The following is a 16776-nucleotide window of genomic DNA, read 5'->3' on the forward strand; positions in this document are numbered from 1 at the left end:
GTTGAACGGACAGAAGCGACCACGAGAAGGGAAGTGCACGGTGCGCACCACCAGTAACCCGGTGTTCCGCAACCTGCCCAAGCAAGAGGGCGGCGGATACGCCACGTTCGGCTCTGCGACGGCGGGCGCCGCGCAGGCCACCCAGCAATTCGGTCAGCCCCAGACGGATCCGTGGGCACGTCCCACCGACCAGCGGACCATGACGATCGACGACGTCGTCACCAAGACCGGCATCACGCTCGGCGTGCTCGCCGTCTCGGCACTCATCTCCTACGTCCTGGTCAACTCCAACGTCGGCCTGGCAGCTCCGTTCGTCATCGGCGGCGGTCTGATCGGCCTCGTCCTGGTGCTGGTCGCGACGTTCGGCCGCAAGATGGACAACCCGGCGATCGTCCTCGCCTACGCGGTGGCGGAAGGCTTCTTCCTCGGCGCGCTGTCGTTCATGTTCACCGACATCACGTTCGGTGGCGCCGGCGGCGCGACTCTGATCGCGCAGGCCGTCCTCGGTACCTTCGGCGTGTTCTTCGGCATGCTCGTCGTGTACCGCACCGGCGCCATCCGCGTCACGCCGCGCCTGACCCGCATGATCGTCGGCGCCCTCGTCGGTGTCCTGGTCCTGGCGCTGGGCAACCTCGTCGCCGGCTTCTTCATCGACGGTGGCCTGGGCCTGCGCGACGGCGGCCCGATCGCCATCATCTTCAGCCTCGTGTGCATCGGCATCGCGGCGTTCAGCTTCCTGCTGGACTTCGACTCCGCCGATCAGCTGATCCGCGCACAGGCCCCCGAGAAGGCCGCCTGGGGCGTCGCCCTCGGCCTGACCGTCACCCTGGTGTGGCTGTACGTAGAGATCCTGCGACTGCTCAGCTACTTCCAGAACGACTAGCAGTACGCCATGAAGACCCCGGACCACGGTCCGGGGTCTTCGTCGTTTCCCAGGGGGTGTTTTCCCAGGGGTGTACACCTTCACCCTGTCGGAAAGCCACGACGTGGGAACATGGAGTCATGCGCATTGCGGATTCCGTCATCGACCTCATCGGAAACACCCCCCTCGTCAAGCTCAACACGGTGGTGAAACCCGGATCGGGGCTCGTAGCGGCGAAGATCGAATACCTCAATCCCGGCGGCAGCTCCAAGGACCGTATCGCGGTGAAGATGATCGATGCGGCCGAAGCGTCGGGCGAACTGAAGCCGGGCGGGACGATCGTCGAGCCCACCTCCGGCAACACCGGCATCGGCCTGGCCCTGGTCGCGCAGCAGCGCGGCTACAAGTGCGTGTTCGTGTGCCCCGACAAGGTCGGCGAGGACAAGCGCAACGTGCTGCGGGCCTACGGTGCCGAGGTGGTCGTGTGCCCGACCGCGGTCCCGCCGGAGCACCCCGACAGCTACTACAGCGTCTCCGACCGTCTCGCCCGTGAGCTCCCCGGTGGCTGGAAGCCCAACCAGTACTCCAATCCGGGGGGCCCGGCGAGCCACTACGAGACCACCGGCCCGGAGATCTGGAACGACACCGACGGCAAGATCACGCACTTCGTCGCTGGCGTCGGCACCGGCGGCACCATCTCGGGTACCGGCCGGTACCTCAAGGAGGTCTCCAACGGTGCGGTGAAGGTCGTCGGCGTCGACCCCGAGGGCTCGGTGTACTCGGGCGGCACCGGCCGGCCGTACCTCGTCGAAGGTGTCGGTGAGGACTTCTGGCCCTCGGCCTACGACCCGTCGATCCCCGACGAGATCATCGCCGTCTCCGACGCCGACTCGTTCGAGATGACCCGTCGCCTCGCCCGCGAGGAAGGCCTGCTCGTCGGTGGCTCCTGCGGCATGGCCGTCGTCGCCGCACTGCAGGTTGCCGAGCGCGAGGGTCCCGACGCGGTCGTTGTCGTGCTGCTGCCCGACGGTGGTCGCGGCTACATGTCGAAGATCTTCAACGACAAGTGGATGGCCAGCTACGGCTTCCTCCGCGCGCCGCTCGACGGCAAGCCCGACGACTCCACCGTCGGCGACGTGCTGCGCGGCAAGAGCGGCGACCTGCCCGACCTCGTGCACACCCACCCGTCCGAGACGGTGCGCGACGCCATCGAGATCCTTCGGGAGTACGGCGTCTCGCAGATGCCGGTCGTGGGTGCCGAACCGCCCGTCACCGCAGGTGAGGTGGCTGGTTCGGTCAGCGAGCGCGAACTGCTCAGCGCCGTCTTCGAAGGTCGCGCGAATCTCGCCGATCCGGTCGAGAAGCACATGAGCCCGCCGCTGCCGAACATCGGCGTGGGCGAGTCGATCGACTCCGCCACGAAGGCGTTCGGCGACACCGACGCGCTCATGGTGATCGACGACGGCAAGCCCGTCGGTGTCATCACCCGCCACGACCTGCTCGGATTCATCTCTCAAGGCCGATAGGACACAGATCTTCATGACAGACCAGAACCAGCACGGTTTCGCGACCCGCGCCATCCACGCCGGGTACGAGCCCGACCCCCAGACCGGTGCCGTCAACGTGCCGATCTACGCGTCGTCGACCTTCGCCCAGGACGGCGTCGGCGAGATGCGCAACGGCTTCGAGTACGCCCGCACCGGCAACCCCACCCGTCGTCCCCTCGAGGCGAACCTCGCCGCGCTCGAGAACGGCACCTACGGCCGGGCGTTCGGCTCGGGCATGGCCGCTACCGACTGCCTGCTCCGTTCGGTGCTGCGTCCGGGCGACCACCTCGTCATCCCCAACGACGCGTACGGCGGCACCTTCCGTCTCATCGACAAGGTGTTCACGCAGTGGGGGATCGAGTACACCCCGGCCGCGATCAACGACGCCGACGAGGTGCGCGCGGCCGTGCGCCCGAACACCAAGCTCGTGTGGGTGGAGACGCCCACCAACCCGCTGCTCAACATCGGCGACATCTCGGCGCTCGCCGACATCGCGCACGAGGGTGGTGCCAAGCTCGTCGTCGACAACACCTTCGCGTCGCCGTACCTGCAGCAGCCGCTCACCTTCGGTGCCGACGTCGTGCTGCATTCGACCACCAAGTACATCGGTGGTCACTCCGACGTCGTCGGTGGCGCGCTGGTGACGAACGACGAAGAGCTCGACGCCGCCTTCGCGTTCCTGCAGAACGGTGCGGGCGCCGTGCCGGGCCCGTTCGACGCCTTCCTCACGCTGCGCGGCATCAAGACGCTCGCGGTGCGGATGGAGAAGCACTCCGACAACGCCGAGAAGCTCGTCGACTTCCTGTCGGGACATTCCGCCGTGACCAAGGTGCTGTACCCGGGTCTCGAATCGCATCCGGGCCACGAGTACGCGGCCAAGCAGATGCGTCGCTTCGGTGGCATGATTTCCGTGCGCCTCGCCGGTGGCCGCCAGGCCGCGCTGGACTTCTGCAAGCGCACCGAGATCTTCACCCTCGCCGAGTCGCTCGGTGGTGTGGAGTCGCTCATCGAGCATCCGGGTGCGATGACCCACGCCTCCACCGCCGGGTCGCTGCTCGAGGTCCCCGAGGATCTCGTCCGGCTGTCGGTGGGTATCGAGGATGCCGCCGACCTGCTCGCCGACGTCGAACAGGCGCTCGGCTGACACACCGGTCGTAGAAGACAGGAGAAGAAGGCGTCCCGAAGGACGCCTTCTTCTCGTGTCGATCGGGAAAACATCGACGGCGACGTGCGGAAGGAACCGCATAGCCCCCGGAAGCACTGCCGGGCGCCGTACGATCACGTGGTGACGGACAGCGAACATCCCGAATCCGCCCTGTGGGACACCGTGCTCGACACGGTACGGCGCCATGGACCCATGACGATCGACGAGGTGGCCGATCATCTCGAGGAGCACGGATTCGGCTCGGCCGAGCAAGTGATGATCGATCTCGAACAGTCGGAACCGCATCCGCTGTTGATGTGGTTGTCCGACGACCGTGTCGCGGCGACGGATGCGCTGTTCGAGGGCAGGATGCTCACACACCGCCTCACCGCGGACGAACTCGACCGGCACGCGATCCCGGTCGACGACATCGAACCGCTCCTGCTGCTCGTCTCCGAGGACGACGAGTTCGATCTCGTGCAGCCCGGTGGATTCGAAGCTGCTGCCACGCAAAACGATCCGGATTCGGATGAGATCGTCCGCAAGGAGACGATCGTCTTTCCCGAAGGAGCCCTGTCGGGTCACGAGGCGGGAGACCTGCTCGCACTCACCGTGCGGGACGGTCGCTTGTCGTTCGCTCCGGTCGACGACGAAGTCCGAAGTAGTGAGGCCGAATTCGTGCACGCGCTCGAACAGACCATCGCCCGCCAGCAGGTGGCGAGCCTCGGGGGCGCCTTCCTCGACGTGCTCGCCGATGTACCGGACGCGTTCTCCGCGCCGTCCCTGCCGCTCGGGGACTTGCTCGCCGGAGCCGGTCTGGTCCGCAGCGGAGACCTGGTGGCACCGAACGGTTTCGACTTCGACGGATACTCCGACCGGGCAATGTTCGAGATCTATGCCGAACAGCTCGGGATCCCCGTCGACGCCGTGCCCGGCGTGGCCCTGTTCGCGTCGCTGGTCGAAGCCCTCGAACGCGGCGACGACGCCGAACTCGACGAGCGTTTCGCCGTGGGAAAATCCGGTCTGTACTCGGTGCTGTCCGATCCCGAGATCGCCGAGACCGTCTACGACGAACTGGTGGGGGAGAAGCTCGCGCCCGAGGCGATCGAACAGGCCGCGCTGTGGCTGCTCGACCATGCGCCGCGACGTGCGGCGGGGGCAGCGCACTGGATCGCCGGTCGCGCGGCCGAATCGACCGGACGCCTCACGGAAGCCGAACGGCACTACGAGCGCTCGGCCGACCTCGACTCCGCCTTCGACCTCCCGTTGTTCGACCTCGCGCGCTTCGCTTCCGATCGCGGGGACGCGATACGGGGGCTGTCTCTGCTCGCCCGGGTGCCGGGCGGCGACGAACATCCCCTCCACGAAGTGCTCGAACGGTACCGGCCGAAGGAGGTCCCGGGACTCGGCCGCAACGACCGCTGCTGGTGCGGGTCGGGCCGCAAGTACAAGGCGTGCCATCTCGGGCGCGCCGAGCACTCGCTCGAGGAACGCTCCGACTGGCTGTACATGAAGGCGGCCATGCACGCCCTCGAACCCGGATGGGCCGAACAGCGGGTCGCGCTGGCGGAGGCGCGTTCCGGCTACGGGGACGACGACGCGGTGGCCGAGGCCGTCGCCGATCCTCTCGTCGAGGACGTCCTGCTCTTCGATGCCGGCGCCTTCGCGGATTTCGTCGAGCGTCGCGGTGAGTTGCTGCCCGAGGACGAGGCCGAGCTCGCCCGCTCGTGGCTGGCGGTCGAGCGTTCGGTCTTCGAGGTCGAGGCGAGTGCGCCGGAGGAGTCGCTCACGCTGCGCGACGTCCGTAGCGATCGGGTGGTGGAGGTGTCCGCGCCCTGGCTCGCGGGTGAGGTGCCCGCCGGGACGTTGCTGTGCGCCCGTGTGATGCCGGTGGGGGAGGACCGGTGGGTGATGCCCGGCGGCTGCGAACCGGTGACGAAGGATCAGCGGGACACGCTCGTCACGCTGCTGGACGAGGACGCGGTCGATCCGGTGGACATCATGGACGTCCTGACCCAGCCGGACGCCGCAGACTTCTATCCGGAACCGTAACTCCGGACCCTCAGGAAGCACCGGTCCCACTGGTCCCAGTACTAGAACGTGTTCCTGAATATATGTGATAAGAACATCCGGAAGCCGCACTGGTGATCGACCTCACAGTTACGGTGAGAGCGGTTGATGGATGGATGTGGGGGTAGCGGATGTCGGTGGACCCGTCTGCGGTCATCGTGGCAGTGGCTACGGCAGCAAGTGCGCTCGTTCAGGGCGTGGACCTACCAGCAGAGATCAAGGATCAGATCAACGGGGCGATCGAGTCGTTCGAGGCAACTGCCGAGAACGCCGACACGGATGTGGCGAATCTCGTCGCGTCCTTGCCGGAACCGATGCAGCAGGGAGCACAACAGGCAGTCGCGGATGCGACGACGGCGGTCGCGGGAGCGATCGAGCCGCATCTGCCCGAGGATGCGGCCGCGGCCCTGCACCCCGCCGATCCGCAAGCAGCTCCGCCCGCTCTGGCGCCCGAACCGCCGGCCGCGCGTCCCGGGCCCTTCGGAATACCGGTCCAACCCCCGGCGACCGGTGTGGTCGGGAACCCGCAACCCGGTCCCACGATCCCGGGCACCGGGATCACGTTGCCGTCGATCCCGGCGATCCTTCCCGGAACGCGACTCGCACCCATCGGTGCGATCGCAGTGTTCGCGCCGTGGCTGAAGAAGGCCGGCGAACTGTGCGAAGGGGTCTCCGCGCCGGTCCTCGCGGCCCTCTACTCCGCCGAGAACGGTTTCCGGTACGGCCCGACCGCGCCGGTCTCGCCGGTCGGCGCCCGCGGCCCGGGACAGTTCATGCCCGGCACATGGGACCAGTACGGCAAGGACGCCGACGGTGACGGCAAGGCCGACGTCCTCGGCATCGCCGACCCGGTCATGGCGTCGGGCAACCTCCTGTGCGACAACTACAAGCTCATCGACGACTGGAAGAAGCGCGGACTGGTCGAGGGCGACACCCTCGATCTGACCCTCGCGGCCTACAACGCCGGCGTCGGCGCGGTGAAGCGCTCGGGTGGCATGCCGTCCGGTCATCCCGACTACGAGAACCAGACGAAGCCCTACGTCGCGAAGATCCGCGCGACCGAGCACGTCTTCGCCCGCATGCTCTCGCCGTTCCTGGGTCTGGGCATCGGAGGCGGAGCCGGCGACGTCGGTAATCGCATCGTCGACCTTGCCTTCAAGTACCTCGGCCTGCCGTACGTATGGGGTGGCGGCAATATCAACGGGCCGTCCGGCGGCGGTTTCGACTGCTCCGGCCTGACGTCGTACGCGGTCTTCGCCGCGACGGGCATCACGCTGCCGCGCACGTCCGAGACACAGTGGCACATCGGCACCGAGGTGCCGCTGTACGCGGCGCGCCCCGGCGACCTGCTGTTCGGCAACTGGCAGGCCGGCGGACCCGGTCACGTCGCCATCTACATCGGTGGCGGGCAGATGGTGCACGCACCCACCACCGGCGACGTCGTGCGGGTGGGGCCGGTCTTCCCCGACATGAAGGCGCGGCGCATCTTCTGACACCTGCCGTGAACACGCGAAAGGCCCGACCGAGAGAATCCGGTCGGGCCTTTCGGCTGCGGAGGGGACTGCCGCGGTGCGGCACTCGGCGATCAGCCGCGGTAAGGTTCCGCGCTCACCAGTGTCACCTTCATGGTGTTGCCGTTGGGCAGCGTGTACTCGCGGGTTTCGCCGACCTTCGCGTCGATCAGGGCGCCACCGAGGGGCGAGCTGGGGGAGTAGGTCTCGAGCTCGCTGTTGCGGGCACCTTCTTCGCGGGTCGCGATCAAGAACGTCTCCGTGTCGGTCTCGTCGCCGGCGTAGTAGACGGTGACGACGGAACCGGGGAGGGCCACGCCCGACTCGGTCGGAGCGACGCCGACCTTGGCGGTGCCCAGCAGCTCCTGGAGCTGACGGATACGGGCTTCCTGCTGGCCCTGCTCCTCGCGGGCCGCGTGGTAGCCGCCGTTCTCCTTGAGGTCGCCTTCCTCGCGACGCTCGTTGATCTCGGCGGCGATGACAGGACGATTCGCGATGAGCTGGTCCAGCTCGGCCTTGAGTCGGTCGTACGACTCCTGCGTCAGCCAGGTCACCTGGGTCTCGGTCATCCTCGATCACTTCCTTCGGGTTGGAGCCCCCGGCTCCGTGGACAAGTCGTGCACATGCAACGACCGCGACAGCACGACCCCCGTCGTCCCCCCTGGTTGTCAGGCTGAACGGAAGTCGTACTGTCTGTTGATGCTCTTATGCAGCAATACACGGCCCCAAAGGGTGGAACCGTGTATCCGGCTATTTTAGCATCACTATCGTCGCTGCTCCGGAAAAGCGCAGGAAGCCGCTGGTCGCGGTAGATTCCTAGGGTGCGCGGAGGTAGTCGGGAGCTTCGGTGCTGCAGCCGTAGGTATCGCCCATTCCGGGGCGTTGTGACGTCTTGACCGTGGATGTCAGCACGACCGTCTGCGAATCGGACGCCGGGATGAGGACCTCGCGCCGTCCGGTCTCGCTGCCGTCCTTCGACCGCGCCCGGATGATGCAGACGGCATCCTCGGACGGATCGTCCCGCGTGACCTTGAGCTGGATGTCGATGGTGCTGTCGTCGATGATCTCGAAGGCGAGGACCTCCGACTCGATCGGAGCCGAGTTGTTCTGGAACAGCACGAACGCCACGACGAGCCCGGCGAGCAGACCGGCGATGGTGAAACCCCAGCGCTTGCCGCGTGTCGACACGCGGGGCCCGGGGTACCGGGAGGAGGGGTACCGGTCGGTGGGCAGGGTGTTGCTCATCACTTTGCTTTCACAGCGGAACGATGGATCGGGCGTCGCCGCAGGGTCACGGCTGACGTCGGAATTATCAGGTGGAACTATAGAGGACGGATCCGTAGCGACCGCGACGCGGGCGCAGGGTCGGTTCCGGCGAAGCAGACGACGTGAGGTGGAGGAATACACGTGAGCGGACTACGGCTCATGGCCGTGCACGCCCATCCCGACGACGAGTCGAGCAAGGGCGCGGCCACGATGGCCCGGTACTCGGCCGAGGGGCACGAGGTTCTGGTGGTCACGCTCACGGGCGGAGAGCGCGGCGACATCCTGAACCCCGCCATGGATGTGCCCGGCATTCGCGAACGCATGAGCGAGGTGCGTCAGGAGGAGATGGCCGAGGCCGCCCGCATCCTCGGGGTGCGGCACCAGTGGCTCGGCTTCGTCGACTCCGGACTGCCCGAGGGCGACCCCAAGCCTCCGCTGCCGGAGGGCTGCTTCGCTGCGATCCCGCTCGACGAACCGGTCCGCCGGCTCGTGCAGTCGGTGCGCGAGTTCCGCCCCCACGTCATGACCACCTACGACGAGAACGGTGGCTACCCGCATCCCGACCACATCCGGTGCCACGAGGTGTCGGTCGCGGCCTACGAAGCGGCCGCGGATCCGGATTTCCATCCCGAGCTGGGCGAGCCCTGGGCGGTGAGCAAGCTCTACTACTCGCACGGTTTCATCCGTAAGCGGCTCGAGCTGTTCCGCGAGGAGTACGAGCGTCGCGGGGAGCCGTTCCCGATGGAGCAGTGGCTCAACAAGTGGCGCACCGAGCAGGGCGACATCATGGGGCGCGTGACCACCCAGATCACCTGTGGCGACTACTTCCCGAAGCGCGACGACGCGCTGCGGGCCCACGCCACCCAGATCGACCCCAACGGATCCTTCTTCGCGGTGCCGTTGGACATCCAGCAGAAGGTGTGGCCGACCGAGGAGTTCGAGTTGGCCAAGACCCGCGTGAGCACGGTACTTCCCGAGACGGATCTGTTCGCGGGCATCGAGGACGGACAGGGCGAATGACGATAGGCACGCTCGCGGTCGATGTTCTGGCCGTCGAGATTCTGGCCCAGGAGCCGACCGGCCCCGAGTTCGGCAAGGCGTCTCCGCTCGGACTGGCCATCGTGGTGGTCCTGCTGGTCGCGACCGCTCTGCTGATCTGGAACATGAACAAGCGGCTGAAGAAGCTGCCCGAGAACTTCCAGCCGGAGCATCCCGAACCCGACCAGGCCGTGGACGACGGCACGCTGCCGGGTGCGATGCCCGGCGGAGCCGAGGAGAAGGCCGGCGGCACGAAGGCCACCGGTCCGGAACGTCCGGAACCCACCAAGGGAAGCTGACGACCGGCCGTCACCGGCGGTGCTCCTTCCGTAGCGTGGGGGCATGGCGAACCGACTGGCCGACGCCCTGAGCCCTTATCTGAGGCAGCACGCCGACAATCCGGTCCACTGGCAGGAATGGGGCGACGACGCGCTCGCGGAGGCGCGCGAGCGCGACGTGCCGATCCTGCTGTCGATCGGGTACGCGGCCTGCCACTGGTGTCACGTCATGGCACACGAGTCGTTCGAGGACGAGGCCACGGCCGCTGTCATGAACGAGAACTTCGTGTGCATCAAGGTCGACCGTGAGGAACGGCCGGACATCGACGCGGTCTACATGAACGCGACCGTCGCCATGGCCGGTCAGGGCGGATGGCCGATGACCTGCTTCCTCACCCCCGACGGCTCGCCTTTCTACTGCGGCACGTATTACCCGAACACGCCGCGCGGCGGCATGCCGTCCTTCGTCCAACTTCTCGAGGCCATCACCCAGACCTGGCACAACCGGCGCGATGAGGTCTCGCAGGCCGCCGACGCCGTGGCCACCGAACTCCGTCGCAGCAGCGGGGGACTGCCCGTCGGGGAGGCCGCTGTCGAGGCGGTCCTGCTCGACGCGGCGGCCGCTGCGATCGCCACCGACGAGGATCGCGAACACGGCGGCTTCGGGGGCGCACCCAAGTTCCCGCCGTCCAACCTGCTCGAGGGCCTGCTGCGCGGATACGAGCGCACGCGCTCCGCCGACACGCTCGGTCTCGTCGAGCGCACGACCGACGCGATGGCGCGAGGTGGGATCTACGACCAGCTCGGTGGCGGTTTCGCCCGCTACAGCGTCGACGCCGCCTGGACGGTGCCGCACTTCGAGAAGATGCTCTACGACAACGCGCTGCTCCTACGGCTGTACGCGCACCTCGCGCGGGTGACCGGCGCGGAACTGCCGACGCGGGTCACCCGGGAGACCGCCGAATTCCTGCTGCGCGACCTGCTCACCACCGACGGCGGATTCGCCTCGGCGCTCGACGCCGACACGGACGGGGTCGAGGGCCTGACCTACGTGTGGACCCCCGATCAGCTCGTCGAGGTGCTCGGCGCGGACGACGGCCGGTGGGCCGCGGAGGCCTTCACCGTCACTCCCGGCGGCACCTTCGAACACGGCACCTCGGTGTTGCAGCTGCTCGACGAGCCCGACGATCCGGCCCGTCTCGCCGACGTGCGGGCACGCCTGTTCGCGGCCCGGCAGGATCGCGCGCAACCCGGACGCGACGACAAGGTCGTCACCGCGTGGAACGGCTTCGCGATCACTGCACTGGCAGAGGCCGGCATCGCACTGGGCGAACCCGCCTGGATCGACGCGGCGGCGAGGTGCGCGCGGTTCCTGCTCGACCGGCACCTCGTCGATGGACGACTGCGCCGCGCGTCGCTCGGAGGTGTCGTCGGATCTCCGGTGGGCGTGCTCGAGGACTACGGAGCACTCGTCACCGCGCTGCTCGCCGTCCATCAGGGGACCGGGGATCGGAGCTGGGTCGAGCGCGCGCGAGAACTCGCCGACGTCGCGCTCACGCAGTTCGCGGATCCGGAACGTCCCGGGAGCTGGTTCGACACCGCGCACGACGCCGAATCGCTGGTCGCCCGGCCGCGCGATCCGGTCGACGGGGCGACGCCGTCGGGGGCGTCGCTGATCGCCGAGGCGTTGCTCGGTCTGTCCGCGCTGGTGCACGACGACCCGCGCTACGCCGATGCCGCCGCGCTGTCGCTGTCGGCGGCCTCGATCCTGCTCGAGAAAGCGCCGCGTGCCGGAGGGCACTGGCTGACCGTGGCCGAGGCGTCGGTGCGCGGTCCGCTGCAGGTCGCCGTCGCGGGTGGCGGCGCACTCCTCGACCTCGCGCGCCGGCTCGCACCGGGGGGAGCGATCGTGGTGGGCGGCGAACCCGACTCGTCGCCGCTGCTCGATGGTCGGCCGCTCGTCGACGGAGCATCCGCGGCCTACGTGTGCCGGGGCTTCGTGTGCGATCGGCCGGTGACGACGGAGACGGATCTGCGCGAGGTGCTCGCCGCGCTCTGACTCGTCGGGGCCAGGCGGTGCCAGGGGCGGTGAATCGGTGCGCTCGGTCCTCTACTTCGAGGGTCTAGCTGCTCACGGCGGCTGCGACCGCGACGTTCGGCGACTCGATGCCGTTCTGATCGAACGCCTCGAGCACCGCGCGGGTGAGACTGCGGCGGATCGCCCACTGCTTGCCGGCGCGCACGCGCACGGTCAGCCGCAGCGTCACCGTACCCGCCGTCACGGAGTTGACCCCGAGCAGTTCGGGCTTCTCCAGGATGTCGGGTGCGATGTCCTCGCGTTCGACGCCGTCGAGTACGGCCCGCAGGGCGATCTGGCAGGCGCGGTCGACATTGGAGGTCGGTGCGATGGGTACGTCGATCACGGAGACCGCGTGGCCCTGGCTCATGTTGCCGACGCGCAGGATCTCGCCGTTGCGGCAGAACCACAGGGTGCCGTCGATGTCGCGGACGGTCGTCACGCGCAGGCCGACCGACTCGACGGTGCCCACCGCGTCGCCGAGGTCCACCACGTCGCCCACACCGTACTGGTCCTCGAGCAGCATGAACATGCCCGAGATGAAGTCCCGCACGAGGTTCTGCGCACCGAAACCAAGAGCAACGCCGGCGATACCGGCCGAGGCGATGAACGGCGCGACGTTGAAGCCGAGCGTGTCGAGCGTCTGCAGCACCACCCAGACGAGCACGACGACCGACACACCGGACTTGAATACCGAGCCGATCGTCTGGGCACGCTGGATCCGGCGTTCGCGCGCGTAGGGATCACCGATGGCGCGTTCGGCGCGTTCCTGCAGCGGTGCGAGGAACGATCGGCGGGGCTTGCCGGATTTCTCACGCGGCTTCGTCATGCGGTCGATCAGTCGGTGGAGGACGAAGCGGAGCACGATCGCGACGACGATGTAACTCACGATCGCGAGCGGCCGGTGGATCAGCCAGTCCCTGTTGGTCTCGGTCAGTTCGAAGGCGAGCAACGGAATAGACATCCCCCGCGAGTCTACAAACGGGTGCCGGATGCTTCAGGTGGTGTGAGAAGTTGCACGAAGCGGTCGGTGAGGTTTCAACCGAGAATCACGAGCCACACCGCTATCGCGTGACACAGTGCCGCGATGACCGTGGCCGCGTGGAAGAACTCGTGGTGCCCGAAGGTCGCGGGCCACGGATCGGGCCAGCGGGTCGCGTAGAGGATCGCTCCTCCGCTGTAGAACAGCCCTCCGACCAGCAGGAGCAGCATGGGAGCGAGACCGACCTCGGCGACCAGCTGTCCGGCAACGGGCACGATGGCCCATCCGAGCAGCAGATACAGCGGCACACCGACCCAGCGCGGCGCCGTAGGCCACAGCATCTTCAGGGCCACGCCCGCCAGCGCGCCCGCCCACACGACGATCAGCAGCGGTCGCCCGGACTCCGGGGGCAGGGCGAGTGTCGCGAACGGGGTGTAGCTGCCGGCGATGAACACGAAGATCATCGAATGGTCGGCGCGCTTCATCCACACGCGGGACCGGGGCCCCCAGTTCAGGCGGTGGTAGAGCGCGCTGACGCCGAACACACCGCACACGGTGAGGCTGTAGATCGTCGCGGGGAGTACTGCGTCCGGGCGGTCGGCGAGGAAGGCGGCGGCCGAGACGAGGGCGACGCCGGCGATGACGGCCACACCGAAGGCCCAGGCGTGGATCCATCCGCGCATCCGCGGTTTGACGGGTAGTTCCTCGAGGCCGAATGCCGTCATGCGTGCGCTCCTCTCGGTACCGATCAGTAACCTACGCACCCGTAGGTTTGTTCCGTCGTCACGTTACAGCCCGTGAGGGCGCTCCGGGAGACTCTGTGACCACCGACGCGACCGTCCGTACGCCTGGGCGTAATGTGACTCGCGTGGTGATGACGGGGTGAGCGTCCGCGGACTGCTGTACCGGCTCTACGAGCGCAGGCTGCTGAAGGAACTCGACGGAGCACGGCATCCGCGACACGTCGCGGTCATGTGCGACGGCAATCGGCGTTGGGCGCGCGAGAACGGCTTCACCGACGTCAGTCACGGTCACCGCGAAGGTGCCAAGAAGATCGCCGAGCTGCTGAGCTGGTGCGACGCGGCCGGTATCGAGACGGCGACGATCTACCTGCTGTCCACCGAGAACCTCCGTCGCGACCCGGAGGAACTCGATGCTCTGCTCGAGATCATCTCCGACGTGGTGGAGGAGATCTCCGCGCCCGGCCAGAACTGGGGCGTGAAGATCGTCGGCACCACCGACCTGCTCCCGGCCGACCACGCCAAGCGGCTGCACGAGGCCGCGGCCGGCACCGCGGGCCGGACGGGCACGCACGTCAACGTCGCCGTCGGGTACGGCGGTCGCCAGGAGATCGTCGACGCGGTGCAGTCGCTCCTGCGGGTGCGCTACGCGCAGGGGTTGCGTGGCGAAGAGCTCGTCGAGTCCGTGACGGTCGACGGTGTCGACAGCCACCTCTACACGTCCGGTCAACCCGATCCGGACCTCGTGATCCGTACCTCCGGCGAGCAGCGACTGTCCGGATTCCTGCTCTGGCAGTCCGCCTACTCGGAGATCTGGTTCACCGAGGCGTACTGGCCCGAGTTCCGCCGGGTCGACTTCCTGCGCGCGCTGCGCGACTACGCCGCCCGGCACCGCCGGTTCGGCGCCTGACGGCACCGCCGGTTCGGCGCCTGACGGCACCCGCCGGTTCGGCGCCTGGAACAGGGCCGAGCGGCGGGGCGCGTCAGAGCTTGCGCAACCGGAGCCGGTTGATGGCGTGATCCGAGTCCTTGCGCAGGACCAGGGTCGCGCGGGGACGCGTCGGCAGGATGTTCTCCACCAGGTTCGGCAGGTTGATCGAGTGCCAGATCTCCTTCGCGGCACTCATCGCGTCCCGGTCCGACAGGTTCGCGTAGTGGTGGAAGTGCGCCTCGGGATCCGCGAAGGACGTCTTACGCAGCGCGAGAAAGCGTTCCACGTACCACTTCTCGATGTCCTCGATACGCGCGTCGACGTAGATCGAGAAGTCGAACAGGTCGGAGACCATCAACCGCGGACCGGTCTGCAGCACGTTCAGGCCCTCGATGATGAGGATGTCCGGCTGCCGCACGATGTGGTACTGACCCGGGATGATGTCGTACGAGATGTGGGAGTAGATCGGCGCCGCAACCTCTTTCGCTCCCGACTTGACCTCGGTGACGAACCGCAGCAGTTTGCGCCGGTCGTAGCTCTCGGGAAAACCCTTGCGGTGCATGATGTTGCGCCGCACCAGTTCCTTGGTGGGGTAGAGGAACCCGTCGGTGGTCACGAGATCCACCCGCGGGTGATGGTCCCAGCGTGCCAGCAACGCCTGCAGCACACGGGCCGTGGTGGACTTGCCGACCGCCACCGAACCGGCCACACCGATCACGAACGGCACCTGCTGGTCGGGATGCTTCTCCCCGAGGAAGGTCGCGGTCGCGGCGAACAACCGCTGCTTCGCTGCGACCTGCAGGTGGATCAACCGGGCGAGGGGGAGATACACCTCCGCGACCTCCGCGAGGTCGATCTGCTCGCCCAGGCCCCGAAGCCCGATGAGTTCGTCCTCGGTGAGGACGAGGGGAGTCGACTTCCGCAGCGTCCGCCACTGCTTGCGGTCGAACTCGACATACGGGCTCGGTTCGTTCAGACGAGCCATCGGCACGGCTTCCCGGTGGCGCGGCGGATGCGGCGTTGCATGTCCATGTAACGGATTGTGCTCGCTGACACAGGCGGATGCCTCCCCGGGGTCCCCGCCCCGGCGGGTTCTCCCGTGTCGGGTCGCCGACGAGCGACTACGCTCGGCCGGTATGGGAGCCGACGACTTCGTGAACGAATATCTGCTGCTGGGCCTGGCTTTCGATCGGCTCGAGGACGGGTTCGTCGACGCCTACACCGGCGATCCCGCGCTGCGGCGGAAGGTCGAGAACGCTCCGACCCCCGATCCCCGTGATCTATCACACACCGCGCGACGCCTGCGGGACGAACTTCCCGGTGCGGCACTGTCCGACGAGCGCACCCGTTTCCTCGACGTGCATCTGCGCGCCCTCGACTGCTCGGCCCGCAAGTTCGCGGGGGAGGAGATCGGTTTCGTCGACGAGGTCGAGGCGTACTTCGACGTCCGCATCGCGCCCGGCGACGAGGACACCTACCGCGACGCGCACCGTCGCCTCGATGCGTTGCTGCCCGGCACCGGATCGCTCACCGAACGGATGCAGGCCCACCGCAGGTCCGATGTGATCCCCGCCGATCGTCTCGCCGAATGCGTCGACGCGTTCTCGAGCGCTCTACGGGAGAAGGTGCGGGCGGTCTACCCGTTGCCCGACACCGAACGTGTCGAGTACGAGGTCGTCGGCGACAAGCCGTGGTCGGGTTTCAACTACTACCTCGGTGACTACCGTTCGCGGGTCGCGATCAACTCCGATCTCGAACAGACCATGGCGCACCTGCCGCGGCTCATCGCGCACGAGGCGTATCCGGGGCACCACACCGAGCATTGCCGCAAGGAGGCCGGTCTCGTCGCCGCCGGGCAGGCCGAGCAGACGCTGTTCCTCGTCAACACCCCGCAGTGCCTCATGGCCGAAGGCCTCGCCGATCTCGCGCTCGAAGCGATCGTCGGCCCGGGCTGGGGGAAGTGGGCGCAGGAGATCTACGCCGATCTCGGGCTCCGGTTCGACGGCGAACTCGCCGAGGAACTGGCCGAGGCGTCCGAGCAGTTGCTGCCGGTGCGTCAGGACGCCGCGTTGCTGCTCCACGACCGCAGGCGCAGTCACGACGACGTGGTCGAATTCCTGCAGCGCTGGTCGCTGTCGAGCCCCGAACGTGCCCGGCAGTCGCTGCGGTTCCTGTCGTCGCCGTTGTGGCGCGCCTATATCAGCACCTATGTGGAGGGCTACCGGCTCCTCGGCAGCTGGCTCGGGCAGGTTCCGGCCGGAGCCGAGCGCGCCGACCGTTTCCGGCGCCTGCTCGACGAACCCCTGGTGCCCAGCAGCCTGCGGTGAACC

15 protein-coding genes are annotated in these 16776 nt (G+C 67.8%); 10 read left to right on the forward strand and 5 right to left on the reverse strand.

Annotated features, from left to right (window positions below; genetic code table 11):
• The first annotated feature begins 40 nt into the window (after positions 1-40).
• The 5 genes from RBB84_RS01580 (at position 41) to RBB84_RS01600 (ending at position 7116) form a co-directional block, all read left to right on the forward strand.
• Positions 41-883, forward strand: coding sequence for a Bax inhibitor-1/YccA family protein (locus RBB84_RS01580; RefSeq protein ID WP_006553873.1), 843 nt, complete (start codon positions 41-43; stop codon positions 881-883).
• 119 nt (positions 884-1002) lie between these two features.
• Positions 1003-2388, forward strand: a complete 1386-nt coding sequence (locus RBB84_RS01585; protein ID WP_006553874.1) for a cystathionine beta-synthase — start codon at positions 1003-1005, stop codon at positions 2386-2388.
• A gap of 13 nt (positions 2389-2401) precedes the next feature.
• Positions 2402-3553: a cystathionine gamma-synthase gene (locus RBB84_RS01590; protein ID WP_019288736.1), complete on the forward strand. Its 1152-nt coding sequence runs from the start codon at positions 2402-2404 to the stop codon at positions 3551-3553.
• A 141-nt stretch (positions 3554-3694) separates the two neighbouring features.
• Complete coding sequence (locus RBB84_RS01595) at positions 3695-5605, forward strand: SEC-C metal-binding domain-containing protein (RefSeq protein WP_231911957.1); 1911 nt, start codon at positions 3695-3697, stop codon at positions 5603-5605.
• A gap of 149 nt (positions 5606-5754) precedes the next feature.
• The gene (locus RBB84_RS01600; RefSeq protein WP_064255769.1) at positions 5755-7116 is read left to right on the forward strand and encodes a bifunctional lytic transglycosylase/C40 family peptidase; all 1362 of its coding nucleotides are present in this window, start codon (positions 5755-5757) and stop codon (positions 7114-7116) included.
• Between the two features lie 92 nt (positions 7117-7208).
• Here RBB84_RS01600 and greA read toward each other — a convergent pair whose 3' ends face one another.
• Together greA and RBB84_RS01610 are read right to left on the reverse strand one after the other, a co-directional pair.
• Positions 7209-7703, reverse strand: coding sequence for a transcription elongation factor GreA (gene greA, locus RBB84_RS01605; RefSeq protein ID WP_006553878.1), 495 nt, complete (start codon positions 7701-7703; stop codon positions 7209-7211).
• A 247-nt stretch (positions 7704-7950) separates the two neighbouring features.
• Positions 7951-8379 carry a DUF4307 domain-containing protein gene (locus RBB84_RS01610; protein ID WP_039584586.1) on the reverse strand — a complete coding sequence of 143 codons (429 nt, stop codon included), beginning with the start codon at positions 8377-8379 and terminating at the stop codon, positions 7951-7953.
• Between the two features lie 162 nt (positions 8380-8541).
• Between RBB84_RS01610 and mca the strand changes: the two genes are divergently transcribed.
• From mca to RBB84_RS01625, 3 genes are read left to right on the forward strand one after another with little or no spacing between them, the layout of a single operon-like run.
• The gene (gene mca, locus RBB84_RS01615; RefSeq protein WP_064255770.1) at positions 8542-9420 is read left to right on the forward strand and encodes a mycothiol conjugate amidase Mca; all 879 of its coding nucleotides are present in this window, start codon (positions 8542-8544) and stop codon (positions 9418-9420) included.
• Entirely contained in the window at positions 9417-9737 is a 321-nt protein-coding gene (locus tag RBB84_RS01620) for a hypothetical protein (protein WP_006553881.1), read from the forward strand. The genes mca and RBB84_RS01620 overlap by 4 nt, the downstream gene beginning before the upstream one ends.
• Positions 9738-9780: 43 nt before the next feature.
• Positions 9781-11775 (forward strand): thioredoxin domain-containing protein, encoded by a 1995-nt coding sequence (locus tag RBB84_RS01625; protein WP_064255771.1) that lies wholly within the window; start codon positions 9781-9783, stop codon positions 11773-11775.
• A gap of 64 nt (positions 11776-11839) precedes the next feature.
• Here the strand turns inward: RBB84_RS01625 and RBB84_RS01630 are convergent, their stop codons facing one another.
• Both RBB84_RS01630 and RBB84_RS01635 read right to left on the reverse strand, forming a co-directional pair.
• Positions 11840-12757 (reverse strand): mechanosensitive ion channel family protein, encoded by a 918-nt coding sequence (locus tag RBB84_RS01630; RefSeq protein WP_064255772.1) that lies wholly within the window; start codon positions 12755-12757, stop codon positions 11840-11842.
• A 74-nt stretch (positions 12758-12831) separates the two neighbouring features.
• Positions 12832-13500 (reverse strand): hemolysin III family protein, encoded by a 669-nt coding sequence (locus tag RBB84_RS01635; protein WP_024103272.1) that lies wholly within the window; start codon positions 13498-13500, stop codon positions 12832-12834.
• Between the two features lie 157 nt (positions 13501-13657).
• Between RBB84_RS01635 and RBB84_RS01640 the strand changes: the two genes are divergently transcribed.
• Complete coding sequence (locus RBB84_RS01640; RefSeq protein ID WP_006553884.1) at positions 13658-14425, forward strand: isoprenyl transferase; 768 nt, start codon at positions 13658-13660, stop codon at positions 14423-14425.
• 73 nt (positions 14426-14498) lie between these two features.
• Here RBB84_RS01640 and coaA read toward each other — a convergent pair whose 3' ends face one another.
• Complete coding sequence (gene coaA, locus RBB84_RS01645) at positions 14499-15431, reverse strand: type I pantothenate kinase (RefSeq protein WP_006553885.1); 933 nt, start codon at positions 15429-15431, stop codon at positions 14499-14501.
• Between the two features lie 151 nt (positions 15432-15582).
• Between coaA and RBB84_RS01650 the strand changes: the two genes are divergently transcribed.
• Positions 15583-16773 carry a hypothetical protein gene (locus RBB84_RS01650; protein ID WP_064255773.1) on the forward strand — a complete coding sequence of 397 codons (1191 nt, stop codon included), beginning with the start codon at positions 15583-15585 and terminating at the stop codon, positions 16771-16773.
• Positions 16774-16776: the final 3 nt, after the last annotated feature.

The organism is Rhodococcus sp. D-6 (assembly GCF_040256695.1).
In the GTDB taxonomy this organism is placed as follows: Bacteria; Actinomycetota; Actinomycetes; order Mycobacteriales; family Mycobacteriaceae; genus Rhodococcus; species Rhodococcus pyridinivorans.

Coding starts and splice junctions, on each gene's coding strand:
- RBB84_RS01620 (WP_006553881.1), top strand. CDS start 9,417: ATGACGATAGGCACGCTCGCGGTCGATGTTCTGGCCGTCGAGATTCTG.
- RBB84_RS01610 (WP_039584586.1), bottom strand. CDS start 8,379: ATGAGCAACACCCTGCCCACCGACCGGTACCCCTCCTCCCGGTACCCC.
- RBB84_RS01635 (WP_024103272.1), bottom strand. CDS start 13,500: ATGACGGCATTCGGCCTCGAGGAACTACCCGTCAAACCGCGGATGCGC.
- RBB84_RS01585 (WP_006553874.1), top strand. CDS start 1,003: ATGCGCATTGCGGATTCCGTCATCGACCTCATCGGAAACACCCCCCTC.
- greA (WP_006553878.1), bottom strand. CDS start 7,703: ATGACCGAGACCCAGGTGACCTGGCTGACGCAGGAGTCGTACGACCGA.
- RBB84_RS01630 (WP_064255772.1), bottom strand. CDS start 12,757: ATGTCTATTCCGTTGCTCGCCTTCGAACTGACCGAGACCAACAGGGAC.
- RBB84_RS01650 (WP_064255773.1), top strand. CDS start 15,583: ATGGGAGCCGACGACTTCGTGAACGAATATCTGCTGCTGGGCCTGGCT.
- coaA (WP_006553885.1), bottom strand. CDS start 15,431: ATGGCTCGTCTGAACGAACCGAGCCCGTATGTCGAGTTCGACCGCAAG.
- RBB84_RS01625 (WP_064255771.1), top strand. CDS start 9,781: ATGGCGAACCGACTGGCCGACGCCCTGAGCCCTTATCTGAGGCAGCAC.
- RBB84_RS01590 (WP_019288736.1), top strand. CDS start 2,402: ATGACAGACCAGAACCAGCACGGTTTCGCGACCCGCGCCATCCACGCC.
- RBB84_RS01600 (WP_064255769.1), top strand. CDS start 5,755: ATGTCGGTGGACCCGTCTGCGGTCATCGTGGCAGTGGCTACGGCAGCA.